The organism is Roseomonas sp. 18066, assembly GCF_902706185.1.
GTDB lineage: Bacteria > Pseudomonadota > Alphaproteobacteria > Acetobacterales > Acetobacteraceae > Pseudoroseomonas.
Genome location: NZ_CACSJM010000087.1, coordinates 1 through 25,984, shown reverse-complemented (window position 1 = coordinate 25,984; position 25,984 = coordinate 1). Strand labels below are relative to the sequence as shown.

Genomic DNA, 25,984 nt, shown 5'->3' with positions numbered 1-25,984 from the left:
GCCCCAGCGCCCCCGCCCGCAGCCAGCTCGACCGCTCGATGCGCGACCTGGCGCAGCTGGGCGAAGGGCTGACGGTGGAGGATTTCCGCCCGCGCCGCGTCGCCCAGGCCGCGCGCACGCGGCGCATCATCCAGGCCATCGTCATCGTCAGCAGCCTGGTCTTCCTGGCGATGGCGCTGGGCGTGCTGCTGGTCAACCACGCCGCCGTGCCGGCCGGCCCGAATGCCGGGCGCCCGGTCACCGGCACCTATCTGATGTGGGGCGCGCTGTGGTCGGTCGCGCTGGGCGGGCTGGGGGCGGTGGCCAGCATCTTCCTGCACATGCTGAAGCTGGTGCCGCAGGCCACCCTGCGCGGCTCCGACCTGTTCGAGGTGATCGGCCGCATCATCCTGGGCTGCCTGTTCAGCCTGGTGCTGGCGGTGACCATCGCGGCGCAGGACATGATCGCCTTCTTCAGCGACCTGGCCTCCGCCCAGCCGCAGGGCAAGAGCGGCCCGATCATGCTGCTGCCCTTCCTCGCCGGCTACAGCATCCAGCTGGTGCTGGGCCTGCTGGAGAAGGCGATCCGCGCGCTGCAGCTGACGCTCGACCTCGACGATCGCCGCGACCCGCCGGCGCCGCCGCGGCGCAAGGCGACGCGCCGGCCGTGACCGGCTAAGGTGGCGCTGCCCACCATCGGAGCGCCGCCCGCCGCCATGCAGCTCGTCGAAGACACCGCGCTCGACCGCGACACCGTCCAGCGCCTGATCGATCGCGGCACGCCCGTGCATCTGCGCAACTGCGCCGGCCAGGGCGCCGACCTGTCGCGGCTGGACCTGACCGGCTGGGTCTTCGAGCGCTGCGAGCTGCGCCAGGCCAACTTGCGCGCGGCGACGCTGGACGGCACGCGCTGGCGGTCCTGCCGGCTGTCCTTCGCCGATCTCGCCAGCGCCGATCTCAGCGACGCGCGCTTCGAGGGCGCCTTCGCCGACAATGCCAAGTTCACCAACGCCCGGCTGCAGGACTGCGCCTTCGCCGAATGCCGGCTGCTTGGCGCCGACTTCACCGGGGTGCGCGCCTTCGATGTCGGCTTCCGCGACTGCAGCCTGACGCTGGCGCTGCTGCCCGGCTTCTCCTTCCGCAACGCGCGGCTGCAGGGGCTGGACCTGGCCGAGGCCGACCTGACCAAGGCGGATTTCCGCGCCGCCATCCTGCAGCGCTGCAGCCTGCGCGGCGCGACCCTCGACGGCGCCCGCTTCGAGGGCGCCGATATCCGCGACGCCGAGATCGGCAGCCTGTCGGGCGTCGAGATGGCGCGCTTCCGCGGCGCCAAGATCTCGGCCGAGCAGGCGGTGCAGGTGGCGCGCGGCCTTGGCTTCAAGGTCGGCTGAGCGCCACGCCCAGGCTGCGGTTGTGATGGACAGGGCGGCCGGTCTGTCTCAATACTGAGGTCAACGACAGCAGGGAGAAAGGCGCATGGCCTCCGAAATCGAGGACTATCCGACCCGGCCGGACGATTATCTGCCGCATGTCATCGCGCGCTGCGTCGACAAGGCGCAGCACCACCAGCGGTCCTTCCGCTTCAGCCTGAACGGCGCCACCGTGGTGGTCAGCCCGGGCCAGTCCGCCGCCGACATCAACGAGGAAGTCCAGCAGCAATGGCAGGCGGCCAAGGCCAGCCCGCCGCCCGCCCCGCTGGCCAGCGAGGCGGAACGGCCGGGCTAAACCCCGGTCAGTAGGTGCGCCGGTCCTCGACGCCGCGCAGCGCGCCGGCGCGCACCTCGGCCACCGCGGCGGCCAGGTCGGCCAAATACGGCCCGACCGTCGCGGCGTGCACGGTGTTGAGCGCCAGGTGGATCGCCTTCGGCTTCATGTTGCGGCCGACGAACCAGCCGCGCGCGCCCAGCCGCTCGGCCAGGGCGTCGAGATCGATCGCCGGATCCTCCGCCGTATAGAGCAGCATGCAGAGGTCGGAGGGGCGGATGACGCGCAGCCCCGGGATCGCCTCGATGCCGGCGACCAGCTGCGCCTTGGCGTCATGGATCAGCCGGGCATTCTCCGCGTAGCCGTCGCGGCCCAGATGGTTGACCACCGCCCAGGCGGCGGCGATGGAGCCGGCCGGGCGGCTGCCGGAAAAGGTCTCGGTCGCATAGGCGCCGCGCGGCCAGCCGTCGAAGTCGAAGGAATGGTGCCGCTTCAGCGCCGCGTCGCGCAGCAGCAGCAGCGAGGCGCCCTTGGCCGCATAGCCGTATTTGTGCAGGTCGGCCGACAGGCTGGTGACGCCGGCGACGCGGAAGTCGAAGTCGGGCACGGCCTCCGGCCAGAAGGGGTTGAGGAAGCCGCCGATGCAGGCATCGACATGCAGCCACAGCCCGTGCCGCGCCGCCAGCGCGCTGATCTCGGCGACGGGGTCGAAGACGCCGTGCGCATAGCCGGGCGCCGAGGCGCCGATCATCACCGTGTTCTCGTCGATCGCCGCCGCCAGCGCCGCCGGATCGGCGCGGAATTCCGCCGTCATCGGCGTGCGGATGACGTCGACGCCCAGGAACATCGCCGCCTTGTTGAAGGTGGCGTGCAGCGTCTCGCAGCAGACGATGTTCGGCCGCCCCGGCACCGGCCGGGCGTTGCGCGCGGCGCAGACCGCCAGGAAGATGCTCTCGGTGCCGCCGCTGGTGAAGACGCCGCCGGCGCCGGGCGGCGCCTGGAACAGCGACAGCCCCATCTCGACCAGCTCCCGCTCCAGCCGCGCCAGCGACGGGAAGGCGCGCTTGCCCAGGGCGTTCTCGTTGAAATACAGCCCATAGGCATCCTGCGCGACCTGCAGCAGGGCGTCGTCGCGGTAATAGGTGTAGACGGCCAGCCGCCCGGCCCGCCAGTCGACATCGTTCTCCTTCGCCTGCTGCAGCGTCTCCTGCAGCGCTGTCCAGGCGGCGCCGGTCTCCGGGAAGGGCAGGCGCGGGGCGGCGGGGCTATGGTCCGGCATGGCGGTTCTCCAGGGGGGTGGGGCCGAGCCGCGCGGCGACCCAGCTCAGCGCATCGTTGATGTCGGCGGCCATCTCGGCCCGCGCCGTGGCGCCGTCGCGGGCGGCGATGGCCTCGGTCAGGCGGCGCCGCTCCTCGCCGGTGCGGCCGCGCGCGTAATCGGGGAACAGCAGCGGCACATAGGGGCCGGTGCGCAGCCAGAGCGAGGTGATCAGCCCCTCGAGCGCCGGCATGCCGGCGCCGCGATAGATGGCGAAATGATAGTCGCGGATCGCCCGCGCATCGGCGGCGACATCGCCGCGGTCGCGCGCGGCGCGGATGCCCAGCGCCAGGCTGCGCAGCTCCGCCACCAGCGCCGGCGTCGCAGCGCGGGCGGCGCGCTCGGCGGCCAGGCCCTCGACCTCGATGCGGATGTCGCGCAGCTCGCGCAAATCGTCGCCGCTGAGCAGCGGCACGCGGATCGAGCGGCGGTCGCGCGATTCCAGCGCGCCCTCGGCGACCAGCCGGTTCAGCGCCTCGCGCACCGGCATGGGCGAGACGCCGAGCTCCTCCGCCAGGCCGCGCAGGATCATCTTCTGCCCCGGCGCGAAGCGGCCGGCGGAGAGCGCCAGGCTGAGCGCCGCATAGGCCTGGGCGCGCAGCGCCGCGGTCTCGGTCATGCCGCGACCACGGCGTCGTCCGGCGCGCCGCGGCCGAAGCGCCGCAGCCGGATTTCTTCCAGCGCCAGGGCCGGAATTTCCGGCCAGAAGCGCGACTTGGTGTAGGGAAAGAAGCCGGCGCGGTAGCTGCCCATGCCCGGCGTGTCGACCACCAGCGGCGTGGCGATGCCGGCAAAGCTGAGCTTGAAGTGGTTGCCCGACTTGGCGACGACCAGGTCCAGCGCCGCGAGGTCGATGCCCTGGCTGGTGAAGGCGGCCGGGTCCTGGGTCATGCCGGCGGCGGTGCTGGCCAGCACCAGGTTGCCGCGATCGTCCCGCAGCACGGCGCAGGCGCCCAGCGTGCTGCGCTGCCCGGCCTGGTAGGGGCCCTTCTGGACGAACTCGCCGAGCGGATCGGTGCGCAGCACGGTCAGCCGCAGCGGCAGCGGCGCGAAGCCCGGGGTCATGCGGCCGCCGACCGCGAGGTCCAGCACCGCCCCCACCCCGGCGGCGAGGGCGGCGGCCGCCGTCTCCGGGTCGGTCACCGGGAAGGCGCCGCGCAGCGGCAGGTCGAGGGCGCGCAGCCGCTGCAACAGATGCAGCCCGTCGCCGGGGGCGCCGGCCAGCACGCGGTCGCCGCGGTCGGACAGCACGAAGGGCCGCGCCGCCGGCTCGGCCAGCACCGTCCGCAGCGCCGCGTCGGCCTCGGGGAATTCATGGGTGAATTGCGCGCGCCAGGCCCACATCGGCCGCGCCACGGCCAGCGCCGCGCGGTCGGCGGCGGCGCTGTCGCCGTCGGCGATGGCCAGCACCGCCTGGCCCATATCGGCGACATCGCGGAAGGGATGCACGTTGAAGATCGAGACATCGCGCAGCGCCGGGTCGCCGGCGACGGCGGCGCGGGCGATGGCGTGCAATTCGGCCAGCGGGTGGTCCACCGTCTCCGACCCGCCGGGCAGCAGCATCGGCAGCTTGACCATGGTGGTCACCGGCCGCAGCCGCCCGGCCAGCGTGTCGAGCGTCAGGGCGACGGCGCGCTCGCCGGCCTCGACCACGTCGGAATGCGGGTTCTCCTTGCAGGCGGTGACGATGTCGCAGGCGCGCAGCAGCGCGTCGGTGACATGGCCATGCAGGTCGAGGCCGATGGCGATCACCACGCCCGGCCCGAGCAGGGCGCGCAGCCGGGTCATCAGGTCGGCCTCCGGGCTGTCATGGCCCTCGGCGGTCATGGCGCCATGCAGCTCCAGCACCACGGCGTCGAGCCGGCCGGCGGCGGCGGCGGCGGCCAGGATCTCGTCGCGGAAGCCCTCATAGACGGGGCCGGCCACCTTGCCGCCGGGGCGGGCGCGGGCGGCCAGCGTCGGCACCGCCTCCACCCCCGCGGCGCGCAGGCTGCGCAGGATGCCGCCCAGCGTGCTGCCGGCCTGGGCATTGGCCGAGAGCATGGCGGGGCCCCGCTCCACCGCGAAATCGGCGGCGAGGGTGGGCACCGGGTTGAAGTCGTGGCTTTCCTGCCAGAGCTGGCCGACGAGGATTCGGGTCATGGCTGAATTTGATCACAGAATTGACGACAGGGCCGAGGATGGAGAAGCATCTTCTCAGTGTCAAACCAGGGGAGGTCGATTCGTGATCAAATTTCTACCGGCAATGCTGGGGCTGCTGACGGCCGCCGCCGGCCTGTCCGCCGCCCGGCCGGCGCTGGCGCAGGCGCCGCATCTGCGGCTGGGCGTGGCGATCATGACCAGCTCGGCCGACCCGCACTGGCACAATCTGGGCGCCAATAACGGGCTGCTGCAGCAGATCTACGAGCCGCTGGTGCTGGAGGACCCTTCGGGCGCGCTGCAGCCGCGGCTGGCCACCGCCTGGCGGCCGCTGGACGCCACCAGCTGGGAGATCACGCTGCGCGACGGCGTGCGCTTCCATGACGGCACCCCCTTCGGCCCCGAGGATGTCGCCTTCACCCTGGCGCGGGTGCCGCAGGTGACCGGCTCGCCCGGGCCCTTCACCGCGCAGACCCGGCAGATCACCGCGGTCGAGATCACCGGGCCGCACACCCTGGTGCTGCGCACCGCGGCGCCGCATCCGCTGCTGCCGCGCGACCTGTCCTACATCATGATGCTGTCGCGCAGTGTCCATGCCGGCAAGCGGAGCGAGGATTTCAACGCCGGCAGCGCGGCGATCGGCACCGGCCCCTATCGCTTCCGCCATTTCGCCCCCGGCGAGCAGCTGGAGCTGGCCCGCGACGAGGCCTATTGGGGCGGGGCGCAGCCCTGGGCGCGGGTCAGCGTGCGGCAGCTGCGGCAGGACAGCGCCCGCGTCGCCGCGCTGCTGTCGGGCGATGTCGATGTCATCGACCGCGTGCCGCTGCAGGACCTGGCGCGGCTGCGGCGCGAGCGCAGCCTGGCCATCGCCTCCGCCCCCGCCGCCGAGACCTTCTACCTGTTTCCGGATGCGATGCGGGAGCAGACGCCTTTCGTCACCGCGAAGGACGGCACGCCGCTGCCGCGCAACCCGCTGCGCGACCTCAGGGTGCGGCGGGCGATCTCGATGGCGATCAACCGCGAGGCGCTGGTCGCCCGCGTCATGGACGGCGCCGGGCTGCCCGCGGCGCAGCTGGTCGCACCCGGGGTGGAAGGCGCCGACCCTGGCCTGCGGCCCACGCCCCACGACCCCGAAGGGGCGCGGCGCCTGCTGGCCGAGGCCGGCTATCCAGAGGGCTTCGCCATGACGCTGCACGGCTCGGCGGGCTTCGTGGTCAATGACGACCGGGTGCTGCAGGCGGTGGGGCAGATGCTGTCGCGCATCGGCATCGAGGCCAAGGTCGAGACCTATCCGGCCAATGTGCTGCTGCCGCGCGCCGGCAACCGGGACTTCTCGGTGTTCTTCTCCTCCTGGATCGCCTCGACCGCGGTGAACCCGCTGCGCGCGCTCTACGCCACGCGCGACACCGCGCGCGGCATGGGGCCGACCAACCGGATGCATTATTCCAACCCGGCGCTGGATGCCGCGCTGGCGGCGGCGCTGGGCACGCTGGACGACGCCGCGCGCAACGCCAGGCTGGCCGAGGCGATGCGCATCGGCGTCGACGACCTGGCGCTGATCCCGCTGATCCACCCGGCCAACAACTGGGCCAGCCTGGCCGGCCGGGTCCGCTACACCGCCAATCCGCTGGGGCGGAACCAGGCGATGCTGGCGCAGCCGGTGCCCTGAACCGCTGGCGTGGCGGCGCCGCTTCGGGCATCAGGGGGCGGCACGGAAGGGGGCGCGGCGATGCAGCAGAGAGAGCGGGTGAAGTTCCCGGGGGGCAGCCTGCTGGCCGCCCTGCTGGGCGAGCAGGCGCCGATCGAGGCGCGCCGCGCGGCGCGGCGGCTGCGCGCCGAGAGCGCGCCGGCGCTGGCGATCGACGACGACATCGCGGATCTGGCGCGCGGCCTCGCCGCCGCCGAGGTGGCGCGCGCCGCGGCCGTGCTGGACGTGCTGCCGCCGCTGTTCTGGATCGAGCTGGCGCAGGGCGAGGGCCTGGCCGGCTGGGTGGTCGAGAAGAAGCGCGGCGGCATCGCGGTTCGCGGCTTCAGCCTGGCGGCGGGCGCGGCGGCGGTGCCGGCGCTGGAAGGCGCCGACACCCTGCCCTTCGGCGGCGCCGCCGAGGCGGAGGAGGCGGAGGCCACCCGGCATCTGCGCGGGCTGGTCACCGCCATCGCCCTGCCGGAGATGCTGGCGCAGATGGGCGAGAGCGCGCCGGTCCTGCTGCTGCCCGCCGAGGCCAGCGCGGCCGAGGCCAGCCTGCTGCGCGGCTTCCGCCTGTCGGTCGCGATGGCGCCGGATTCCGCGCCGGGCTGAAGCCGGCCGGCGCAGGACAGCCTTGCGGGCGCGGCCATTCAATATAATGATGGCTCGTTCAACGCCCTTCGCCAGGAACGCTCGCCATGCCGCGCCGGATGCGTCTCGTCGCCTATCTGAAGACCGGGCCCACCGCCAACCATGCTGGCGGCTGGCGGCATCCGGCGGCGTCGCTGGACGATATCTTCGACCCCGCGCGCTACGAGCAGACCGCCCGCCTGCTGGAGCAGGCCTGCTTCGACGCCGCCTTCTTCGCCGACACCGTCGGCGTGCCGGATATCTACAAGGGCAGCTACGCCACCTATCTGAAGTTGGGCGGCCAGATCAGCTATCTCGACCCGATGGCGGTGCTGCCGATGATGATGCGGGTGACCCGGCATCTGGGCCTGGGCGCCACGCTGTCGACCAGCTTCCACCACCCGCATCACCTGGCGCGCATCCTGGGCTCGATGGATATCCTGAGCGGCGGGCGCATGGCCTGGAACGTGGTGACCTCGGCCACCGACTTCGAGGCGCGCAATTTCGGCGGCGACGGCATCCCGCCGAAGGAGCAGCGCTACGACCGCGGCGACGAGGTGCTGGAGGCCTGCTGCGCACTGTGGGATGGCTGGGACGCCGACGCCTTCGTCATGGACCGCGCGGCCGGCATCTTCATCGATCCGTCCAAGGTGCGCTACGCCAATTACGACGGCCGGCATGTCAGCTCGCGCGGACCGCTGTCGGTGCCGCGCTCGCCGCAGGGGCGGCCGGTGCTGATGCAGGCGGGGTCCTCGCCGCGCGGGCGCGAATTCGCCACGCGCTGGGCGGAGCTGATCTTCAGCACCCCCGCCGGGCGCGAGGACGCCCAGGCCTATTACGCCGATATCCGCGCCCGCCTGGCCGCCGCCGGGCGCGAGGCCGAGGGCTGCGCCATCCTGCCGGCCACCGCCGTGGTGCTGGGCGAGACCCAGTCCATCGCCGAGGACCGCGCCGCCTATCTGGAATCGCTGATCAACCCGGAGCTGGTGGTGGCGGCCAATTCCAACACCATCGGGCTCGACCTCAGCCAGGACCGGCCGCAGCCGGTGCCGGGGTCGCACCAGGGCATCCAGGGCTCGCGCGAGCGGGTCGCGGCCCGGGCGCAGCAGGAAGGCATCAGCTTCGCCGAGGCCGCCAAGAAGCCGCGCCGCCTTCTGGTCGGCACCGCCGAGAGCGTGGCGGACCAGATGGAAGACTGGTTCAGCAGCGGCGCCTGCGACGGCTTCGTGCTGTGGCCGACGCATAGCCCGGGGATGTTCGAGGATTTCTGCCGGATGGTGGTGCCGGTGCTGCAGAAGCGCGGGCTGGTCCAGAAGAACTATGCCGAAGGGACGTTGCGGGAAAAATTGAATAATTAAAGAAGAGAACTAATTAGAGAAGACAGACAAGAGAAGAATCCGGGGTGATAGTATCACCCCGGACCCCGCCTTCAGTTGGCGCCATGAGGCCCCAGGTGGGACGCCACATGCGTCCCGCGTCTGTTCGGCGCGGGACGCAAAATGAATGTGGGGGTCTGGGGGCATTCAATGCCCCCAGATTCTTCTCTTCAATATTCTTCTCTAAATAAAATTTATTTCCCACTCAAAGCGGCCTGATCTTCCTCTCCACCACCCGCGCGACCCCGCCGATGGCGATGCTATAGACCAGGAACAGGATCCCCGCCGCCGTCAGCGGCTCGACATAACGGAAGCTGTCGGAGGCCTTGTCGAAAGCCACCCCCAGCATTTCCGGCACGCCCACCACCCCCAGATAGGGCGTCGTCTTCAGCAGCGAGATCATGTAGTTCGCCGTCGGCGCCGCGACGAAGCGCAGCATCTGCGGCAGCACCACCAGGCGGTTGTAGTGGAAGCGGCTGAGGCCCAGCGCCTTGGCCGCCTCGATCTGGCCCTTCGGCACGGCGTCGATGCCGGCGCCGAAGACCTCGCCCAGGAAGGCGCCGAAATGCAGCGACAGCGCCAGGATGCCGACGGTCAGCGCCGACAGCACCACCCCGTAGACCGGCAGCACGAAATACAGGAAATAGAGCTGCACCAGGAAGGGGCTGAGGCGGATCGCCTCGGTGAAGACGGTGCCGACCACCAGGCCCGCGCGCCCGCTGCGCCGGCCCAGCGCCAGCACCAGCCCGGTGACCACGGCGCCGACCGAGCCGAGCGCGGCGGCCAGCAGCGTCATCAGCGAGCCCTGCAGGATCGCCGGCCACAGCGACCAGAAATAGGCGGTGTCGAAGCCCATCCTCAGCGGCTCCGCGCCGCGTCGCGGCGCGACAGGTGGCGGATGGCCAGGGCCAGCGGCAGGCAGACGGCGATATAGATCAGCAGCAGCCCGCTATAGATGGCGGCCGGCTGGTAGGCGACCTGCATCGCCTCCTTGGCGCGGAAGGTCACGTCGGCCAGGCCGATCAGCGAGACATTGGCGGTGGTCTTGATGATCTCGATGATCTCGTTGCCGGCGATCGGGATCACCTTGCGCAGCGCCTGCGGCAGCTCGACCAGCAGCAGAATCTTCGCCCGCGACAGGCCGAGCGACTGCGCCGCCTCCACCTGCCCTGCCCCCACCGATTCCAGCGCCGAGCGCAGCGCCTGCGACCCGTAGGCGCCGATGTTGCAGCCGATCACCAGGGCGCCGACCGTGTAGGCGCTGAGATAGACCTCGAAGGCGGGGCCCACGTAGAAGAAAAAGAACAGAAGGATGATCACCGACGAGCTGCGCCAGAAGTCGATGAACAGCGCCACCAGCCAGCGCGCCGGCCCGCGCAGGCGGAATTCCAGCAGGCCGAAGACCAGCGCGAAAGGAAAGGCGATGACGGCGCTGTAGAGGGCGACCGTCAGCGTGACGCCCAGCCCCTCCAGCATCCAGCCCAGCAGGGCGACGAAGCTCACAAGATCAGGCCTCGCGGCAGAGCTGCTCGGCCGCCGCCCCCACCGGCAGGTCGGCCTCGGAGAAGCCGTAGCGCTTCAGCACCTCGGCCAGCGAGCCGTCCTGCAGCATCACCGCGATCCCCTCGTCGACCACCTTCTTCAGGTCGGCATCGGCGGGGCGGAAGGCGAAGGCCGCGAAGCCCAGCTTCTCCTCGCCATTCGGCTGGATATAGCCGGTGAAGGGCACGGCGCGCTGCAGCCCCTTGACGTTGGGGTCCTCCAGCAGGGCGATGGTCAGGCCGAGCGAGAAGGAGGCGCCGTCCAGCCGGTCGGCCAGCATGGCGCTGACCAGCGACTGCGCGTCCGGCAGCAGCAGCTGGCGCGCGGTCGGGATGCCGGCGGCCTCGGCGTTCTGCGCGTTGATGCTGCCGCGCACGGTGCCGAAGCGCAGCGCCGGATTCTCGGCGAAATCCTTGTAGCCGCGGATGTTCTTGGGGTTCCCCGCCTTGACGATCAGCCCGTCCGAGACGCGCAGGTAGGGGTTGGAGAAGGCCACCAGCTTGCAGCGCTGCGGCGTGATGTAGAGGCCGCCATTGCTCATGTCGAAGCGGCGCGCCTGCAGCCCGGGGATCAGCCCGTTGAACTCGGTGGTGGCCGTCGCGATCTCGGTGACGCCCTGGCGGCCCAGCACGGTGCGGATGATATCGGCCTCGATGCCGATGATGCGGCCCTCGCTGTTGCGGAAGGACCAGGGCCGGTTGTTGACGAAGCCGACGGTGACCTTCTTCTCCGCCAGGATGCGCTCCAGCGTGGTGGCCGCCCGGGCGGGGCGCGCCGTCGCCAGCATCGCGCCGCCGCCGAGCAGCGCGGCGCCGAGGCCGCGGCGCGACAGGTGACCCGCCTTGGCGGCACAGGATTGCGTCATGGGATCACTCCTGGAAGCGCTCGTGCCGCGCACGAGGCTCGAAGACTGCTGGGAAGACGTGTGACCAGGGCCGAGCCGCGGCCTTGGGCCGTCTTGCTGTCCTGCCGGCATCACCGGAATGATGATGCGTTCATTATTTTGCACAGCCCCCGCGACCGTCAAGCAATTACGTGGCATAAGGCGCTGACAAGATTCGCCCCGCAGAGAGAGGGACCCTGGCGACCATGCTTCAGACACCGTCCCGGCTGAGCGACCTGATCGGTCCGCGCATCCGCGCGCTGCGCCTGGCCCGCGGCATGAGCGTGAACAGCCTGGCGGCCGCCGCCGGCGTCTCGGCCGGCATCGTCAGCCAGATCGAGCGCGACCGCGCCAACCCGTCGCTGAGCACCATCGAGAAGATCTGCGACGCGCTGGGGGTGGCGACCGACGCGGTGCTGACCGCCGAGCCGCCGGCGGCCGACCCGGCCTTCGTCTGCCGCGCCAACCGGCGCAGCCATATCCAGGTCGGCGCCGCGCCGATCCTGAAGGAGATGATCTCGCCGCCGGGCGACCGCAACCTGCGGCTGATGCTGATCTCGCTGCCGCCGCGCTCGGAGAATCTCGACATGGTCATGCGCCCCGGCCAGAAGGCCGGGCTGGTGATGGAGGGCGAGATCCGCGTCGTCGTGGCCGAGCGCGCCGCCCGGCTGTTCCCGGGCGATGGCTTCCAGTTTTCCAGCACCCAGCCGCACAGCCTGCACAACGACACCGACCTGCCGGCCAAGGTGCTGTGGGTGATCGCCGAAAGCCCGGCCGACGGGGCTTTCTGACGCCGGTCAGCGCCCCGCTTCGGTCCGCCGCGCGGCGCGGCCCAGCATCGCCTCGCGCCAGATGGTGAAGATGCCGGCGCCGATGACGATGGCGCAGCCCAGGATCATGTTCATCGTCATCACCTCGCCGAAGACGAAGACCCCCATCAGGCAGACCAGCACCGTCTGGATATAGGTCATCGGCTGCACCACCACGGCGTCGAGCAGGGCGAAGGCGCGGATGAACAGGTAGTGCCCGGTGGTGCCGGTGACGCAGAGGGTCAGCATCCAGCACCAGTCGGCCAGCGTGATCTGCGTCCAGTAGAAGGGGCCGACCAGGCTGATGGCGATGGCGCCGGCGACGCCGGTATAGAGGAAGGCGGTGCCGGCGCTGTCGCTGCGGCTGCCCAGCCGGGTCATCACCGAATAGACGCCGAACAGCACCGTGCCCAGGGCGGGGATGGCGATGCGGCTGTCGAAGGTCGCCTGCAGCGGGTTGATGATCAGCAGGATGCCGAGGAAGCCGATGCCGATCGCGGTCCAGCGCCGCCAGCCGACGCGCTCGCCCAGGAACGGCACCGACAGGCAGGCCACCACCAGCGGCGTGCCGGCATAGAGCGTGTGGGTGGCAGCCAGGCCGACGCGGGAGAAGGAATAGATCGACAGCCCGATCTGCACCGCCAGCAGCACGCCACGCGCGGCCTGCAGCCAGGGGCGGCGGGCGGCAGCCGTGCGCCGCAGCCCGCCGGGCGCGCGGCTGGCCAGCAGGATGGCGAAGCCGGCGAAGGCCCAGTAGCGCAGCATGGCGATGAGGATCGGCGGATAGGCGTCGCCCAGATGCTTGGAGATGCCGTCCTGCATCGCGAAAATGGTGACGGCGGAAAGGGCGCAGAGCAGGCCCGTGGCCCGAGGGGTCATCAACATCGCCTTCTGGTCGGGCGGCCGGGGGCGGCCGTCATGGCTGGCGCAGGGTAGTCACTTCCCCCCGCGGCTCAAAACCGGCCCTGGCGGCGGGCGGCCCGGCCGGTCACCGCCGCCCGCCACGTCTGCCTCCGCGCCCCGGAAAGGCCGTGCTGAAGATAGTGGCCAGCATATCCTGCCCGGGACCAATCATGATTTGGTCTCCATGCCATGGGATGCGCCGGCCCTTCTTGCCTTTCCTTCATCATCTCTGTTAGTGCGAACCATTCGCATTCTCGATACTTCTCGATGACAAAGGGCCTGCCTTGATGAGCCGAACCGACCGCCGGACCCTGCCCCGGTCGCGCGCCACCACGCTGACGCAGCGCGCCGCCGGCACCGTGCTGGCCTGCGGCATCGCCCTGGCCCCGGCGGCCCAGGCCCAGGTCCAGGCCCAGGCGCAAACGCAGGAGCCGCCCACCGGCGCCGTCGCCCTGCCGACGGTCGATGTCAGCGCCTCCCCCGCCCCCGGCGCGCTGCCGCAGCCCTATGCCGGCGGCCAGGTGGCGCGCGGCGGCACGCTCGGCCTGCTCGGCGCCCGCAGCGTGATGGATACGCCCTTCAGCACGACGAGCTACACCGCGGCGTTCAGCGAGGACCAGCAGGCGCGCACCATCGCCGACACGCTGGTCAATGATTCCTCCGTCCGCCTGACCACCGGCGCCGGCGGCTTCGACGACACCTTCCAGATCCGCGGCTTCGCGGTGCCGGCGCAGGATGTCGGGATGAACGGGCTCTATGGCCTGGTCTCCTCGAACCGCGTGCCCTCGCAGATCATCGAGCGGATCGAGCTGCTGCGCGGCCCCGGCGCGCTGATCAACGGCATCTCGCCCGGCGGCAGCATCGGCGGCGGCATCAACATCGTCACCAAGCGGGCCGAGGACACGCCGCTGACCCGGCTGACCACCAGCTACATGGGCAGCGGCAATCTCGGCGTGGCCACCGACATCGCCCGCCGCTACGGCGCCAATGGCGAATGGGGCATCCGCTTCAACGGGCTGCACCGCGACGGCGAGGCGACGATCGACGGCGGCAACCTGCAGAGCTATGTCGCCGCCCTCGGCCTCGACTATCGCGGCGAGCGGCTGCGCTGGTCGGTCGACGGCATCTTCCAGCGCGACAACACCAAGAACTTCCGGCCGCAGATTTCCCTTCTCTCGACCACGGCGGTGATTCCCGCGGCGCCGGATGCGCGCAGCAACTGGTATCCCGGCACCAACCTGCGGCAGCAGGACAGCACCATCGCCACCCGGCTGGAATACGACCTGACCGAGAACCTGACGGTCTATGGCGCCATCGGCTATCGCGACGGCTGGAACGAGCAGGTCTTCCCGGTCAGCGCCCAGGCGGTCGATGCGCTGGGCAATTTCCGCGTCGGCAACTCCTTCTACGATTCCTATTCGAAGACGGTCAGCGGCACGGTCGGCGCCAATTGGCGCTTCAGCACCTTCGGCGTCGGCCACACGCTGAATGCCGGCTATACCGGCTTCCAGCAGGAGGCCGGCAACGCCTATATCGCGCAGCCCGGCAACATCGCCTCGAACATCTACCGCCCCGTGGCGCTGCCGCTGATCACCCTGCCGCGCACCGATCCGCGCCGCGCCTCGGAGACCTCGCTGACCAGCTTCGCGCTGGCCGACACGCTGTCCTTCCTGGGCGACCGGCTGCTGCTGACCGGCGGCCTGCGCTACCAGCAGGTGCAGGTCGACAGCTACAGCACCGCGACCGGCGCGCGCACCAGCCGCTACGACGCCGACGCGACCACGCCGATGTTCGGCATCGTGGTCAAGCCGCTGCAGAACGTCTCGCTCTATGCCAACTACGCCGAGGGGCTGACGCGCGGCCAGATCGTCGGCGTCGGCTACAGCAATTTCGGCGAGGTGCTGGCGCCCTACAAGTCGCAGCAATACGAGGCCGGGGTGCGCGTCGACTGGGGCCGCGTGACCACCAGCGCCTCGGTCTTCCAGATCGCCCGGCCGAACGCGATCCGCACCGCCGCCAACGACCTGGCCTATGACGGCGAGCAGCGCAACCGCGGCCTCGAGCTCTCCGCCTACGGCGAGATCCTGCCCGGGCTGCGCGGCCTGGCCAGCGCCACCTTCATCAAGCCGGAGCTGACCAGCACCGCCAATGCCGCCGAGCGCGGCAACGACGCCCAGGGCGTGCCCGACCGCACCTTCTCCGGCGCGCTGGACTGGGACGTGCCGGGCGTCACCGGCCTCGCCGTCAATGGCCGCGTCATCTACACCTCGGGCGCTTATATCAACACGGCCAACACGGCGCGCTTCGACGCCTGGACGCGGGTCGATATCGGCGCGCGCTACCGCACCGAGATCCAGGGCAAGCCGGTGACCTTCCGCGCCAATCTCGAGAATCTCTTCGGCGAGGATTACTGGCTGACCACGGGCACCTATGTGACAGTGGGCTCGCCGCGCACCGTCATCGTCTCGGCCAGCTTCGACTTCTAGGACTTTGCCTGATCGCGTGATTCAGGCTTTTCGGTGATTCCACCTCAAGCCATCACGCTCTAAACGCCAAGGATGAAGCGCAGCCCGCGCTGAACCGCGACGGGGAAGGCCGACATATGGCCATCCCCGGGCAGCGTCTCGAAGCCGAGCTGCAGCCCCGGCACGGGGCGCAGCCGCTCGGCCATCTCCCGCGCATTGTCGACCATCCGCGTCATCGCCATGCGCGGCGCCCAGGCCGGGTCGTGCCAGGGCGCCGGCACCTGCTCATGCTCGCCGATGGTGATCAGCAGCCGCTTCGGCGCCGGGCGATCCGCCCGCGCGATGAAGCGCTCGGCCTCGGCCAGCAGCGCGCCATCCTGCCACCAGATCGACGGGCTGCCGGCGACATAGTCGCGAAACGCCGCCGGCCGGGTGAACAGCGCATGCAGGGTGAAGAGCCCGCCGAAGGAATGGCCGAGCAGCGCATGGCGCGACGCGTCGATCGGCGCCGCGCGCGCGGCCAGCGGCTTCACCTGCTCCTCGATGAAGTCGAGCAATTCGTCGGCGCCGCCGATGCGCCGCGCCGGGCGGCCGTCGGCCGCCGGCAGCTCGCGGATCGGCGGCGGCGTCAGGTCGAAGGAGCGGCGCGCGATGTCGTAGGGCCCCTCGCCGCGATAGCCGATGCCGGCGACCACCGCGGCCGAGCCGATGCCGGCCTCGCGCGGCAGGAAGGCGAGCACGCGAATGGTGTCGACGACGAGACCCATCACCGCATTGGCGTCGAGCAGGGTGATCATCGGCCAGCCCCCCGCCGGCGGCGTGCCGGCGGGGACATGCAGGAAGACGCGAAACGTCTGACCGCCGCGCGACTCCAGCTCGTGCTGGGTCGTCCCCGGCAGGGTCGCCGCCCCCTGCGCCCAGGCCGGGCCGGCGAGCCCGGCCAGCAGCGGCGCGAGGTGACGGCGGTGCAGCTTGACGGGCATGGCGCGATCCTCCGGTGGATGCCGCTGGCTTAGCAGCTTTGCCGGCGGCGATCCGCTCACATCGGCGGGGCGCCGATGCGGATGGCGCGCTCGATGCAGCGGGAGGCGCGCAGCACCAGATCCTCGCGGAACAGCGGCCCCACGATCTGCAGCCCGACGGGCAAGCCTTCCGCCAGCCCGCAGGGGATCGAGGCGGCCGGCTGGCGGCTGAGGTTGAAGGGCCAGCTGAACGGCGTCCAGTCGTACCAGCGCGGGAAGCGCGCCGGGTCGGGCGTGTTCAGCCCGGCGGCGAAGGCCGGGATCGGCAGGGTCGGCGTCACCAACAAATCGAAATCCTGGTGGAAGCGCTGCATCGCCTGGCAATGCGCCCGCGCCGCATCCTGCGCCGCCTGCAGCCGCGCCGCCGACAGGTCCTGCGCCGAGACCATCAGCGCCAGCAGGTCAGGCTCCAGCAGCTGCAGCGCGGCGCCGTCCAGATGCCGCAGCGCGCCGGCGAAGCCCGCGCGCCAGATCACATCCATCGCGTCGCGCAGCGGCGAGAAATCGAGATCGACCTCGGTCACCGTGGCGCCGGCGCGGCGCAGCTGCTCGACGCCCTGCTCGACGGCGGCGGCGACGCCGGGATGCACCACCGGGAAGCCCAGGTCGCGCGAAGAGGCGATGCGCAGCCCGGCGACGCCGCCCTCGAGCTGCGCCAGATAGTCGATGTCGCGCGGCGGCACGGCGAAGGCGTCGCGCCAGTCAGGCGCGGAGGCGATGCGCAGGAAGGCCGCGGTGTCGGCCACCGTCCGCGACAGCGCGCCGAAGACGCCGAGCCAGCCCAGCGAATGCGGCACGTTCGGCAGCAGCCCATAGGTCGGCTTCAGCCCATAGACGCCGCTGAAGCCGGCCGGGATGCGGATCGAGCCGCCGCCATCGCCGCCGGTGGCCAGCGACACCACCCCGGCCGCGACCAGCGCCGCCGAGCCTCCGCTGGACCCGCCCGGCGTGCGCGTGGGGTCCCAGGGGTTGCCGGTGACGCCGGTCAGCGGGCTGTGGGTGATGCCCTTCCAGCCCTGCTCGGGGGTGGTGGCCTTGCAGAAGAAGACGGCGCCGGCCTCGCGCAGCCGGGCGACGCCGGGGGTGTCGGCCGTGGCCGGCGTGGTCGGCGTCGGGCGCGAGCCGGCGCGTGTCGGCCAGCCGGCGACGCTGTTGGTGTCCTTCACCGCGACCGGCACGCCGTCCAGGGGCCCGAGCGGGCGGCCGTCGCGCCAGCGCGCGGCGGAGGCCTCGGCCATGCGGCGGCCGGTGTCGGCATCGACCAGCACCGTGGCGTTCAGCTTCGGCTCCACCTGGGCCAGGCGGTCGAGGGCGCGTTCCAGCACGGCGACCGGCGACAGCGTGCCGGCCGCGAAGCCACGGACCATGTCCAGGGCAGAGGATTCTTCGACATCGATCACAGCGGGGATTCCGGAAGCGGCCAGGGAAACGGCGTCGGGTCGGCGAAGCGGCGCACCACATTCTCCATCAGCCGCGCCAGCAGGTTTTCGTAATTGTCGATCGGCAGGGCGCCGATGAAGGACATCGAGCCCACGGAAAACACCGCGCCGCCGCCGGCGCTTTCGAAGAAGGTGATGTCGGAGCGGATGATCTCTTCCCGCGCGCCGGGCCATTCCTGGGTCAGGCGGTCCTCGTTGGCGGGCTCGAAGCTGGCATGCTGCGGCAGGCCGACGGCCAGCACCAGCGCGTGGCGCGGCGTGCCCAGCGCCTTGTCGGTGCGGTCGATCTCATGCCCCGCCGCGCCGCCACCCATCAGCCCGCGCTCGCCGAAAGCCGTGCCGGGGACAGCCTCCTCGAGACCCGCGCGCATGAAGGCCAGGCGCGGATCGTCGATGGCGTCGGTGAAGCGATAGGGCTCGGCGCGGTATTCGCCCTGGGCGGTGAAGCCCACGCCGACCAGCGCCTGGGGCGGCTTTCCGAGCCGCCGCCACAGCCCGCCATAGCTGCCGTCGAAAGCGTGGTAGCCCTCGCCCGGCTCGGCGGCCCAGGTGCGGATGCCGCCCTCGGCGCGGCGCAGCTCGACGGCCCAGGTCTCGCCCTGGAAGGGCACGATCTTCCAGTAAAAGCCATTGCCACCCAGGTACAGAAAACGCCCGCCGCCTGCGATGAACTCGGCGATGGCGCCGCGCGTCTCCTCGGTGTGGTATTCCGGATGCTGGCCGGTCAGCACGGCGCTGTAGCGGTTGAGCAGGCCGACGCCCTCGGCATGCAGGTCGTGGTCGGTGATGAGCTCGCACGCGATGCCGCGGCGGTCGAGCCAGTCGATCAGATAGGTGTCGGCCGCCAGCCAATAGGTGCCGGAGCCTTCCGGGCTTTCATCCAGCCGGTGGATCTGGTTGACCCGCTTGTCCGGCATCGGCCGCCGCATCGAGGTGATGGTGACGCCGCTGCCATCGGCATGGGTGTTGTAGGCGGACAGGCCATATTCCGGGTGGCGATGCGCCGGCTCCACCAGCGCGCCCCAGGCCTCGGCGCGCGGCAGCGAGGTCTCGGTGACCTCGCGGCGCGGATATTGCCCATAGATCTGGTAGGTCAGCGTCGGCAGCAGCAGCGCGACCCTGGCCTGCGACCCGGCCTCGGCCGCACGGATGACGAAGGGGATGTTGTCGCGGCCTTCGGCGGTCTCCAGGTGCAGCGCGTAGAGGCCGCTGGGCCAGTCGGCCGGCACGGTCAGCGCCAGCGACGGCGCCCAGCCGAGATCGCCGACATCATCGGCGTGGAAATGGATCGCGGCGTATTCGGCCGGCGCCTCGGTCCAGCGATGGTGCCGGCCGGACCAGGCAGCGCCGGTGACCGCGCGCGTCGGCAGGTTTTCCAGCGTGCCGTGGAAGCCATTCGGGCCGCGGTCGGTGATGCGGTCGGTGCCGATGCCCTCCGAAAAATCCCAGAGCGCGGCGGGGGCGATCGGCGCCGCGCCGCCGGCCTGCGCGTCCAGCAGCGCCGCCACTGGCCAGGCGCCGTCATAGACCGTCGGCCGCTCCAGCCGGCCACTGAAAGAAAGATCGCGCTGCAGGCTGGCGGCGAGCATCAGCTGGCCCTGGCCCAGCGACGCCGCCGGGCAGGATGTCTCGACGGCGGCGATGCGCGGCGCCGGGCCATAGCTGTCCGGGCGCGGCCGGCTGGCCAGGGTCAACACCCCGGCCGCCGCATCCCGCGCCAAGGCCAGGTCCTGCCAGCCTTCCGCAAGCGCGCGCCCGAGCACCGCCCGGGTCACGCCGGCGGGCGAGGCCAGCTCGGCCCGCAGCTGCCGCCCCTCGATCCAGAGGTGAAGGCTGGCGGAAAGTCCTTGCCATTGCAGCAGGGTTTGCGGCGCGGCCTCGTCCAGCAGCGTCGGCTTCAGCGTCAGCGCGACGGAAAAGGAAGTGGCCAGGTCGAGGCGCGGGACGAAGCCGCGGGAGCCGGGCCGCACCGGCTGCTCGGCCCCCGCATGCGCGCCCTCGATGCCGCAGGGCATGGCGCGCTCGCGATAGCCGGGCCCCTTCGGATTGGGATCGCCGCAGAAAATCCGGGCGAGCCGGGCGCGATAGGGCTGCGCGCCGCGGCTGCTGATCATGAAGCGGATGGTCTCGCCGGGGCGGACGCTCCAGCGATCCACATAGCCGGTGACAGGAAGCATCTCAGGGCTTCTCGATGTTCCAATAGGCGATCACCGGCGAATCCAGCACCCCGCGCAGGCTGCTGCGATAGGCGATGGGCGCGTCGAACTCGCCCAGCGGGATATAGGGGCGCACTTCTTCCAGCCGCGCCTGCAGCCGCTGCGTCACCGCCAGCCGCCCGGCCTGGTCGGGGGCGTCGACGAATTCCTGGCGCAGCGCCTCGGTCGTCTCGTCGCAGGGCCAGCCCATCCAGTTGCTGCCGTTGCAGACCATGTTGGTGCCGACATTGGTCATCGGATTGCTGGCGGTGATGCCGGAGGAATAGGTGATCTGCAGGTTCCAGCCGCCGGCCGAGGCCGGGCCCTTCTGCCCCTGCCGCCCGACCATGGTGCCCCAGTCGGTCCAGACCACGTCGAGGTTGACGCCGGCGCGGCGCAGCCCGTCGATCATCACCTCGCTCATCTGGCCGATCGGCGCCAGCTCCTTGGTGGCGACGACGGTCAGCGGCTGGCCGGCATAGCCGGCGGCGGCCAGCAGCGAACGGGCGCGGGCGATGTCGGGCTCGGCGATGGTGGCCGCCACCTGGCCATAGGGGCCGCCGCAGATGTAGTAGGCGCCGCAGCGATGCCAGCGCTCGGGGTCGCCGACGACGGCGGACATGTAGTCGCCCTGGCCGGCCAGCAGGGCCAGCGCCTGGCGCGCGCGCGGGTCGTTGAAGGGCGGCTGCAGCGCGTTCGGCCGCATGATGCCCTGGTTGTTCAGCTGGTTGATCTTGCGCACGGTGATGCCGCGATTGCCGCGCAGCGCCGGCAGCAGGTCGAGCAGCGGCGCCTCGACCAGGTCGACCTCGCCGGTCTGCAGCGCGGTGATGGCGGTGTTGGCGTCGGGCATGACATGCCATTCGACGCGGTCGACCTTGACCACGCGGCCGCCGGCCAGCCCGTCCGGCGGCTCGGCGCGCGGCTGGTAGTCGGCGTTGCGGCGGAACACGGCGCGCGAGCCGGAGACGCGGGCGGCATGGTCGAAGCGGAAGGGGCCGCTGCCGATCGCGGTGCTGACCGGGCGCTGCGGATCGCCGGCGAGGTCCGCCGCGCGCATGATCGCCGGGATCTGCCCGACCGCCGAGCCCAGCGCCCAGGGCAGAAAGGGGGCCGGCTTGCCCAAGCGGATGACGAAATTGCTGTCGTCCACGGCATCGATGCTGGCGACATAGGTCGCGACCTTCTGCCCCAGCACGTCGCGCGCCATCCAGCGCTTCAGCGAGGCGGCGACATCGGCGGTGGTGACCGGCGACCCGTCATGGAACTTCAGCCCCGGGCGCAGCGTGAAGGACCAGCTCAGCTGATCGGGCGCGGCGCTCCAGCGATCGACCATCTGCGGCTGCGGCTGCAGCTTGGAGTCCCAGGAGAACAGCGTCTCATAGACCATCAGGCTGTAGAGCCGGGTGATGATCACCGCCGAATACATCGGGTCGAGCACCGCCAGGTCGGCGCTGGGCGCCACCCGCAGCACGCGTTCCGGCGCCTGGGCGCGGGCGGCGCCCGCCATCATGCCCGTGGCCAGCAGCCCCGCCGCCAGGCCCAGCGCCGTCGCGCGCCGTCGCATTGTCGTCGTCATCCCGCATCGCTCCTTGGCCGGCGTGGCCGCCGCGCCGGTGCCGGCCGCGTCACGGCGTCGCCTCCTGTCCCGGGGGCGGATTGCAGGGCCTTGCTGGCCCGGGCACAAACGATATTAACTGAGCGGGTTCGCAGTTTTCATCGCACCCATCATCGCACGGGGCCGCCCTGGATGCGCCGCAAGCTTCCATCGACCATGGCCCTGCAGGCCTTCGAGGCTTCCGCGCGTCTGCAAAGCTTCACCGAGGCGGCGCGGGAATGCTGCCTGACGCCCGGCGCCATCAGCCGCCAGGTGCGGCTGCTGGAGGCGGAGCTGGGCATCAGCCTGTTCCAGCGCCAGCCCGGGCGGCTGGCGCTCAGCCGCGGCGGCGCCGCCTATCTGGAGCAGATCCGCGCAGCGCTGGCCTGCATCGAGCAGGCCGGGCTCAGCCTCGGCCGCGGCCCGCGCGACGGCGCCGAGCCGCTGAGCATCGCCACCCTGCCCGGCTTCGGCGCGCGCTGGCTGATGCCGCGCTACCCGGCCTTCGTCGCGGCGCAGCCGGAGGTCGCGATCCGCTTCTGCACCCGCACCCGACCGCTCGACTTCGAGGAGCATCATTGCGACGCGGCGATCTATTGCGGCGCGGCGCCGCCGGCGGGGATGCTGTCCGACTGGCTGACCGACGAGGAGCAGGTGGCGGTCTGCGCCCCCTCGGCGCGGCCGCCGGCGCGGCTGCCGATCGCCGAGGCGCTGGCGCGCTACCGGCTGTTCCCGCATGTCGACCGGCCGGCCGCCTGGGACGAATGGCTGGCCGAGCTCGGGCTGCGGCATGTCGCGACCCCGCAGGGCCCGATCTTCGAGCAGATGCATCTGATGATCGAGGCCGCCATGTCCGGCCTGGGCCTGGCGCTGGTGCCGCGCTTCATGGTGCATCATGAGCTCGCCGCCGGGCTGCTGGTGGAGCCTTTCGCCGAGCCGGTCTCCAGCCGCTGCAGCTACTGGATGGTCTATCCGGCGGCCTCCACCCGGCTGGGCTCCTTCCAGTCCTTCAAGGGCTGGCTGCTGCAGCAGGCGGGCGCGTCCGGCGGGCGCCCGTGACCGAGGACCCCCAGAGGGACCCCCAGAGGGACCCCCAGAGGGACGCCCAGGCGCTGCTGGACGAGGCGCTGATCCGCCGCGTGGTCGATGGCTTCTATGCCCGGGTGCGGCAGGATGCGCTGCTCGGCCCGGTGTTCCGCGGCGCCATTCCCGATGCGCGCTGGCCGCATCACCTGGCCACCATCGCCGATTTCTGGAGCGGCATCCTGCTGCGCAGCGGCCGCTACAACGGCCGGCCGCTGCCGAAGCACCTGGCGCTGGGGGCGATCGGCGACGCGCATTTCGCCCGCTGGCTGGCGCTGTTCCGCGTCACGGTGGACGAAGTTTGCCCGCCCGACCTGGCGGCGCTGTTCATGGACCGCGCCGGGCGGATCGCCGATTCCTTCCGCCTGGGGCTGCGCATCCATCGCGGCGAGGCGCCAGCGCCGCTGCCGCCGCTGCCGCCGGGCTGACCAGGCGGCGCGACACAGGAAAAAGGCCCGCCCGGGATTGCCGGGCGGGCCGTTTCGGCTCAGGCGGCCTGCAAGGACGCCAGGGCCTGCTTGTGGTTCATCCGCGTGACCACCTTGCCGTCGCGCACCTCCGCCACGGCGTCGAGCGCCAGGAAGTGGTGGCGTCCGTCGGCGCTGTCCTGCGCCGTCAGCTTGATGCGGCTGCCGTCGAGATGGTCCACGGTGCCCACATGATTGCCGCAGGAACCGACGACTTCCATGTGGTCGGCGATGTGCTTGGTATCGACCATGTCTGGTCTCCTCTTCTGCGTTGCGCCTGCAGGAACAACACAGGGCGGCGCCGGGGGTTCCCGGACCGCGCTATCCTTCCGCCAGCGACATCAGCACGCGGCGCAGCTCGGCCACCGCCTCCTCGCGGCCGATGTCGCCGCGGGTCGCGGCCTCCGACAGCGCATCGGCCGCGCCCAGCATGGCCCAGAGCCCGGCGGGCGCCAGCGGCCGGTCGCCGGCGAAAGGCGCCAGCACGGCGCGGCAGCGGGCGATGAAATCGGCCTGGTAGCGGCGCTTCAGCGCATCCATCTCCGGCGCGCCGGCCAGCGCCGCGGCGACGCCGGGAATTTCCTGCCGCTCGGTCAGCACGCAGCCGACATAGGCCTCGGCGATGACCGTGGCGCGCGCCGCGAGGCCGGGCTCGGCCGCGGCCAGGGCGGCCGCCATCACCGCCGTCTGGTGCCGGTCGTAATCGGCGTAGAGCGCCGCCAGCAGCCCCTCCCGCGTCGCGAAATGGTCGTAGACCACGGGCTTGGTGACGCCGGCCTGCCCGGCCAGGCGGCCCAGCGTCAGCGCATCCGTCCCCTCCGCCTGGACCAGCAGGCGGGCGGTGTCGAGCAGCTGCGCCAGGCGCTCCGGGCGGGACAGGCGGCGGCGGCCGGGCGGGGTCATGCTTGACAAACAACCTACCAAAGGTAACTTACTAAAAGTATATAGCGGCCCGCCCCGGTCGCCAAGAGGAGGTTCCGCCCATGCAGGCGCTGATCGTCACCGCCCATCCCGACCCTGGCTCGCTGACCCAGGCGGTCGCCCGCCAGGTGGCCGCCGGCATCGAGGCCACCCCCGGCCAGGCCGCGACCCTGGCCGACCTCGCCGCCGAGGGCTTCGACCCGCGCTACACCGCCGCCGACCACGGCCAGTTCCAGCGCCGCAACCCGGCGGCGCCCGATGTGCTGGCCGAGCAGCGGCGGCTCGACCAGGCCAGCGTGCTGGTGCTGGTCTATCCGGTCTATTGGTGGGCGATGCCCGGGCTGCTGAAGGGCTGGATCGACCGCGTCTTCGTCCAGGGCTGGGCCTATGGCGAGACGCCCGACGGCCGCATCGAGAAGCTGCTGGGGCGGCTGCCGGTGCAGCTGATCGGCCTGGGCGGCGCCGACCAGGGCACCTATGCCCGGCATGGCTACGACGTGGCGATGCGGACGCAGATCGAGCACGGCATCTTCGGCTATTGCGGCGCGCCGGTGGTGGGCTCCGACTTCCTGCTGCACAGCGACGAGGCCGCCCGCGCGGCGGCGCTGCGCCGCGGCTTCGCCATCGGCGCCGGGCTGCGCGAGGCCGTCGCCACAGTCAGCTGACGCTGCCCGCCACGGCGCCGAAGACGGCACGGTCGACACGCCGGCGCTCGGCCAGGACATGGTCGTAGAGCGGCCGGCAGGGCAGCGCGATCTTCTCGCTCGCCGTCTCGGGCACGACGTTGTTGAGGTACTGGTACAGCAGCAGGTCGGCATGCGGCAGCACGCCGCAGACGCTGAAGCCCAGCGCCTCGAAGGCCTCGCCCAGACCAGCGGTGGCCGGGTCGGCCAGCGGCAGCCGCAGCAGCGCCGTCGCCACCCCCTCCAGGCAGAAGGCGCGCAGGAAGCCGGCGACCGCCGCCACGGCATCGGCGCCATATTCCTCGACGGTCAGCGCGACCGCCCCCCATTCGGCCTGGTCCTTCGACACGGCCAGCCGCGTCTCGCCCCGGGCCAGCGCACCCGGCGCGAGGCGCACCGGCTCGGCCAGGGCGGCGTAGATCCCCGCCACCATCGCCGCATGCCGCGGCGGCGCATGCAGCACCCGCGCCGGGCCCGGCCGGAAGCCGCGGTAGAACAGCACCTCCGACTGGCGGGCGCCGCCGCCGGCCGGCGCGGCGCCGATCGCCCAGTCGGTGCTGACCGAGGCCAGCTGCACCTGCACCGGCACCCCGCCATAGCGCAGCGCGCCGCGCTGCGAGACGGTGTGCGCCGTCACCGCCTGCACCGTCCAGCCGCGGCAGCCGCGCGCCGCGGCCAGGGCCTGGCCGGCATCGAGCAGGCGGGCCAGCAGCAGCGGATGGCCGCGCCATTCCGGCAGCACCACCAGGTCGGTGCATTCCGGCACCTCGGGGCTGCCGGCGAAATCCAGGCAGCCATGGCCGATGATGCTGCCATCCTCCGCCTCGGCCACCAGGCTCTGGGTCAGCCCCTCGGCATGGCGGCGGACCAGGCCGGCCATGTCGTAGAGCGCGTTGTCCGGCCGGGTGTAGCCATAGGCGAGCCAGGCGCAGCGGGCGATGCCGGCGGCATCCGCATCGCGGAACGGCCGGATCGTGAAGGCGCCGCGGGCGCGGCCGGGCGCGGGCTCCTGCGCCGGCATGTCCGGCAGCGGCGCCGCGGGCAGGCGGAAGCAGAATTCGAAGACCTTGCCCTCGCGGCCGAGGGCGCGGTAGCGCGCCTCGTCGGCCATGCGGAAGGCCAGCAGCAGGCCGAGCCCGCCC

Annotated in this window: 25 protein-coding genes; 11 read left to right on the top strand and 14 right to left on the bottom strand. The window is 71.8% G+C overall.

Translation table 11 applies throughout. The annotated features are described in order from the left end of the window. The 3 genes from GVN67_RS17775 to GVN67_RS17765 form a co-directional block, all read left to right on the top strand. On the top strand, positions 1-650 hold a 650-nt coding region (locus GVN67_RS17775), incomplete at its 5' end, for a hypothetical protein (protein WP_159998387.1). A gap of 45 nt (positions 651-695) precedes the next feature. After that, positions 696-1,370, top strand: coding sequence for a pentapeptide repeat-containing protein (locus tag GVN67_RS17770; RefSeq protein WP_159998385.1), 675 nt, complete (start codon positions 696-698; stop codon positions 1,368-1,370). A gap of 85 nt (positions 1,371-1,455) precedes the next feature. Then, positions 1,456-1,704: a hypothetical protein gene (locus tag GVN67_RS17765; protein ID WP_159998383.1), complete on the top strand. Its 249-nt coding sequence runs from the start codon at positions 1,456-1,458 to the stop codon at positions 1,702-1,704. A 7-nt stretch (positions 1,705-1,711) separates the two neighbouring features. Here the strand turns inward: GVN67_RS17765 and GVN67_RS17760 are convergent, their stop codons facing one another. Genes GVN67_RS17760 through GVN67_RS17750 form a run of 3 tightly spaced genes read right to left on the bottom strand, consistent with a single transcriptional unit; the run spans position 1,712 to position 5,143 of the window. Then, entirely contained in the window at positions 1,712-2,962 is a 1,251-nt protein-coding gene (locus tag GVN67_RS17760; RefSeq protein WP_159998381.1) for an aminotransferase class V-fold PLP-dependent enzyme, read from the bottom strand. Beyond that, complete coding sequence (locus tag GVN67_RS17755) at positions 2,949-3,620, bottom strand: GntR family transcriptional regulator (protein WP_159998379.1); 672 nt, start codon at positions 3,618-3,620, stop codon at positions 2,949-2,951. The genes GVN67_RS17760 and GVN67_RS17755 overlap by 14 nt, the downstream gene beginning before the upstream one ends. After that, the gene (locus GVN67_RS17750) at positions 3,617-5,143 is read right to left on the bottom strand and encodes a M81 family metallopeptidase (protein ID WP_159998377.1); all 1,527 of its coding nucleotides are present in this window, start codon (positions 5,141-5,143) and stop codon (positions 3,617-3,619) included. The genes GVN67_RS17755 and GVN67_RS17750 overlap by 4 nt, the downstream gene beginning before the upstream one ends. A gap of 82 nt (positions 5,144-5,225) precedes the next feature. Here GVN67_RS17750 and GVN67_RS17745 point away from each other — a divergent pair, with 82 nt between their 5' ends. The 3 genes from GVN67_RS17745 (at position 5,226) to GVN67_RS17735 (ending at position 8,815) form a co-directional block, all read left to right on the top strand. Further along, positions 5,226-6,809 carry an ABC transporter substrate-binding protein gene (locus tag GVN67_RS17745; RefSeq protein ID WP_159998375.1) on the top strand — a complete coding sequence of 528 codons (1,584 nt, stop codon included), beginning with the start codon at positions 5,226-5,228 and terminating at the stop codon, positions 6,807-6,809. Between the two features lie 60 nt (positions 6,810-6,869). Next, positions 6,870-7,439, top strand: coding sequence for a hypothetical protein (locus GVN67_RS17740; RefSeq protein WP_159998373.1), 570 nt, complete (start codon positions 6,870-6,872; stop codon positions 7,437-7,439). 86 nt (positions 7,440-7,525) lie between these two features. Continuing rightward, complete coding sequence (locus GVN67_RS17735; RefSeq protein ID WP_159998371.1) at positions 7,526-8,815, top strand: NtaA/DmoA family FMN-dependent monooxygenase; 1,290 nt, start codon at positions 7,526-7,528, stop codon at positions 8,813-8,815. A 223-nt stretch (positions 8,816-9,038) separates the two neighbouring features. On the opposite strand, the gene GVN67_RS17730 is transcribed toward GVN67_RS17735, so the two are convergent. The 3 genes from GVN67_RS17730 to GVN67_RS17720 are packed head-to-tail and all read right to left on the bottom strand — an operon-like array spanning position 9,039 to position 11,240. Continuing rightward, positions 9,039-9,689, bottom strand: a complete 651-nt coding sequence (locus GVN67_RS17730; protein WP_159998369.1) for an amino acid ABC transporter permease — start codon at positions 9,687-9,689, stop codon at positions 9,039-9,041. A 2-nt stretch (positions 9,690-9,691) separates the two neighbouring features. After that, positions 9,692-10,336 (bottom strand): amino acid ABC transporter permease, encoded by a 645-nt coding sequence (locus tag GVN67_RS17725; protein ID WP_200845301.1) that lies wholly within the window; start codon positions 10,334-10,336, stop codon positions 9,692-9,694. Positions 10,337-10,340: 4 nt separating this feature from the next. After that, the gene (locus GVN67_RS17720) at positions 10,341-11,240 is read right to left on the bottom strand and encodes a transporter substrate-binding domain-containing protein (protein WP_159998367.1); all 900 of its coding nucleotides are present in this window, start codon (positions 11,238-11,240) and stop codon (positions 10,341-10,343) included. A gap of 224 nt (positions 11,241-11,464) precedes the next feature. On the opposite strand from GVN67_RS17720, the gene GVN67_RS17715 reads away from it, so the two are divergent. Continuing rightward, complete coding sequence (locus GVN67_RS17715) at positions 11,465-12,049, top strand: helix-turn-helix domain-containing protein (RefSeq protein WP_159998365.1); 585 nt, start codon at positions 11,465-11,467, stop codon at positions 12,047-12,049. A gap of 6 nt (positions 12,050-12,055) precedes the next feature. On the opposite strand, the gene GVN67_RS17710 is transcribed toward GVN67_RS17715, so the two are convergent. Continuing rightward, positions 12,056-12,946, bottom strand: a complete 891-nt coding sequence (locus tag GVN67_RS17710; RefSeq protein WP_159998363.1) for a DMT family transporter — start codon at positions 12,944-12,946, stop codon at positions 12,056-12,058. Between the two features lie 311 nt (positions 12,947-13,257). Between GVN67_RS17710 and GVN67_RS17705 the strand changes: the two genes are divergently transcribed. Further along, positions 13,258-15,456: a TonB-dependent siderophore receptor gene (locus GVN67_RS17705; protein ID WP_159998361.1), complete on the top strand. Its 2,199-nt coding sequence runs from the start codon at positions 13,258-13,260 to the stop codon at positions 15,454-15,456. A gap of 59 nt (positions 15,457-15,515) precedes the next feature. On the opposite strand, the gene GVN67_RS17700 is transcribed toward GVN67_RS17705, so the two are convergent. Genes GVN67_RS17700 through GVN67_RS17685 form a run of 4 tightly spaced genes read right to left on the bottom strand, consistent with a single transcriptional unit; the run spans position 15,516 to position 21,670 of the window. After that, positions 15,516-16,418: an alpha/beta hydrolase gene (locus GVN67_RS17700; protein ID WP_159998359.1), complete on the bottom strand. Its 903-nt coding sequence runs from the start codon at positions 16,416-16,418 to the stop codon at positions 15,516-15,518. Positions 16,419-16,474: 56 nt separating this feature from the next. Beyond that, positions 16,475-17,857: an amidase gene (locus GVN67_RS17695; protein WP_159998358.1), complete on the bottom strand. Its 1,383-nt coding sequence runs from the start codon at positions 17,855-17,857 to the stop codon at positions 16,475-16,477. Further along, a complete protein-coding gene (locus tag GVN67_RS17690) occupies positions 17,854-20,073 on the bottom strand; it encodes a N,N-dimethylformamidase beta subunit family domain-containing protein (RefSeq protein ID WP_159998356.1) in 2,220 nt (739 codons plus the stop codon). Before GVN67_RS17690 ends, GVN67_RS17695 begins: the two co-directional genes overlap by 4 nt. A 1-nt stretch (position 20,074) precedes the next feature. Further along, a complete protein-coding gene (locus tag GVN67_RS17685) occupies positions 20,075-21,670 on the bottom strand; it encodes an ABC transporter substrate-binding protein (protein WP_235035348.1) in 1,596 nt (531 codons plus the stop codon). A 171-nt stretch (positions 21,671-21,841) separates the two neighbouring features. On the opposite strand from GVN67_RS17685, the gene GVN67_RS17680 reads away from it, so the two are divergent. Both GVN67_RS17680 and GVN67_RS17675 read left to right on the top strand, forming a co-directional pair. Further along, positions 21,842-22,747: a LysR substrate-binding domain-containing protein gene (locus GVN67_RS17680; protein WP_159998354.1), complete on the top strand. Its 906-nt coding sequence runs from the start codon at positions 21,842-21,844 to the stop codon at positions 22,745-22,747. Next, positions 22,744-23,199 (top strand): group III truncated hemoglobin, encoded by a 456-nt coding sequence (locus GVN67_RS17675; protein ID WP_159998352.1) that lies wholly within the window; start codon positions 22,744-22,746, stop codon positions 23,197-23,199. The genes GVN67_RS17680 and GVN67_RS17675 overlap by 4 nt, the downstream gene beginning before the upstream one ends. A gap of 59 nt (positions 23,200-23,258) precedes the next feature. Here GVN67_RS17675 and GVN67_RS17670 read toward each other — a convergent pair whose 3' ends face one another. Beyond that, positions 23,259-23,489, bottom strand: coding sequence for a DUF2171 domain-containing protein (locus GVN67_RS17670; protein WP_159998350.1), 231 nt, complete (start codon positions 23,487-23,489; stop codon positions 23,259-23,261). Positions 23,490-23,559: 70 nt separating this feature from the next. Beyond that, positions 23,560-24,141 (bottom strand): TetR/AcrR family transcriptional regulator, encoded by a 582-nt coding sequence (locus GVN67_RS17665; RefSeq protein WP_159998348.1) that lies wholly within the window; start codon positions 24,139-24,141, stop codon positions 23,560-23,562. A gap of 80 nt (positions 24,142-24,221) precedes the next feature. Between GVN67_RS17665 and GVN67_RS17660 the strand changes: the two genes are divergently transcribed. Continuing rightward, positions 24,222-24,824, top strand: a complete 603-nt coding sequence (locus tag GVN67_RS17660) for an NAD(P)H-dependent oxidoreductase (protein ID WP_159998346.1) — start codon at positions 24,222-24,224, stop codon at positions 24,822-24,824. Here the strand turns inward: GVN67_RS17660 and GVN67_RS17655 are convergent. Then, positions 24,817-25,984 (bottom strand): GNAT family N-acetyltransferase (locus tag GVN67_RS17655; protein ID WP_159998344.1); only part of this gene is annotated, 1,168 nt, incomplete at its 5' end. The genes GVN67_RS17660 and GVN67_RS17655 overlap by 8 nt on opposite strands.

Excerpts from the sequence above, each read along its gene's own strand:
- GVN67_RS17770 (WP_159998385.1), top strand. The coding sequence starts at position 696 with ATGCAGCTCGTCGAAGACACCGCGCTCGACCGCGACACCGTCCAGCGC.
- GVN67_RS17765 (WP_159998383.1), top strand. The coding sequence starts at position 1,456 with ATGGCCTCCGAAATCGAGGACTATCCGACCCGGCCGGACGATTATCTG.
- GVN67_RS17760 (WP_159998381.1), bottom strand. The coding sequence starts at position 2,962 with ATGCCGGACCATAGCCCCGCCGCCCCGCGCCTGCCCTTCCCGGAGACC.
- GVN67_RS17755 (WP_159998379.1), bottom strand. The coding sequence starts at position 3,620 with ATGACCGAGACCGCGGCGCTGCGCGCCCAGGCCTATGCGGCGCTCAGC.
- GVN67_RS17750 (WP_159998377.1), bottom strand. The coding sequence starts at position 5,143 with ATGACCCGAATCCTCGTCGGCCAGCTCTGGCAGGAAAGCCACGACTTC.
- GVN67_RS17740 (WP_159998373.1), top strand. The coding sequence starts at position 6,870 with ATGCAGCAGAGAGAGCGGGTGAAGTTCCCGGGGGGCAGCCTGCTGGCC.
- GVN67_RS17735 (WP_159998371.1), top strand. The coding sequence starts at position 7,526 with ATGCCGCGCCGGATGCGTCTCGTCGCCTATCTGAAGACCGGGCCCACC.
- GVN67_RS17730 (WP_159998369.1), bottom strand. The coding sequence starts at position 9,689 with ATGGGCTTCGACACCGCCTATTTCTGGTCGCTGTGGCCGGCGATCCTG.
- GVN67_RS17720 (WP_159998367.1), bottom strand. The coding sequence starts at position 11,240 with ATGACGCAATCCTGTGCCGCCAAGGCGGGTCACCTGTCGCGCCGCGGC.
- GVN67_RS17715 (WP_159998365.1), top strand. The coding sequence starts at position 11,465 with ATGCTTCAGACACCGTCCCGGCTGAGCGACCTGATCGGTCCGCGCATC.
- GVN67_RS17710 (WP_159998363.1), bottom strand. The coding sequence starts at position 12,946 with ATGACCCCTCGGGCCACGGGCCTGCTCTGCGCCCTTTCCGCCGTCACC.
- GVN67_RS17705 (WP_159998361.1), top strand. The coding sequence starts at position 13,258 with ATGAGCCGAACCGACCGCCGGACCCTGCCCCGGTCGCGCGCCACCACG.
- GVN67_RS17700 (WP_159998359.1), bottom strand. The coding sequence starts at position 16,418 with ATGCCCGTCAAGCTGCACCGCCGTCACCTCGCGCCGCTGCTGGCCGGG.
- GVN67_RS17690 (WP_159998356.1), bottom strand. The coding sequence starts at position 20,073 with ATGCTTCCTGTCACCGGCTATGTGGATCGCTGGAGCGTCCGCCCCGGC.
- GVN67_RS17685 (WP_235035348.1), bottom strand. The coding sequence starts at position 21,670 with ATGACGACGACAATGCGACGGCGCGCGACGGCGCTGGGCCTGGCGGCG.
- GVN67_RS17680 (WP_159998354.1), top strand. The coding sequence starts at position 21,842 with ATGCGCCGCAAGCTTCCATCGACCATGGCCCTGCAGGCCTTCGAGGCT.
- GVN67_RS17670 (WP_159998350.1), bottom strand. The coding sequence starts at position 23,489 with ATGGTCGATACCAAGCACATCGCCGACCACATGGAAGTCGTCGGTTCC.
- GVN67_RS17665 (WP_159998348.1), bottom strand. The coding sequence starts at position 24,141 with ATGACCCCGCCCGGCCGCCGCCGCCTGTCCCGCCCGGAGCGCCTGGCG.
- GVN67_RS17660 (WP_159998346.1), top strand. The coding sequence starts at position 24,222 with ATGCAGGCGCTGATCGTCACCGCCCATCCCGACCCTGGCTCGCTGACC.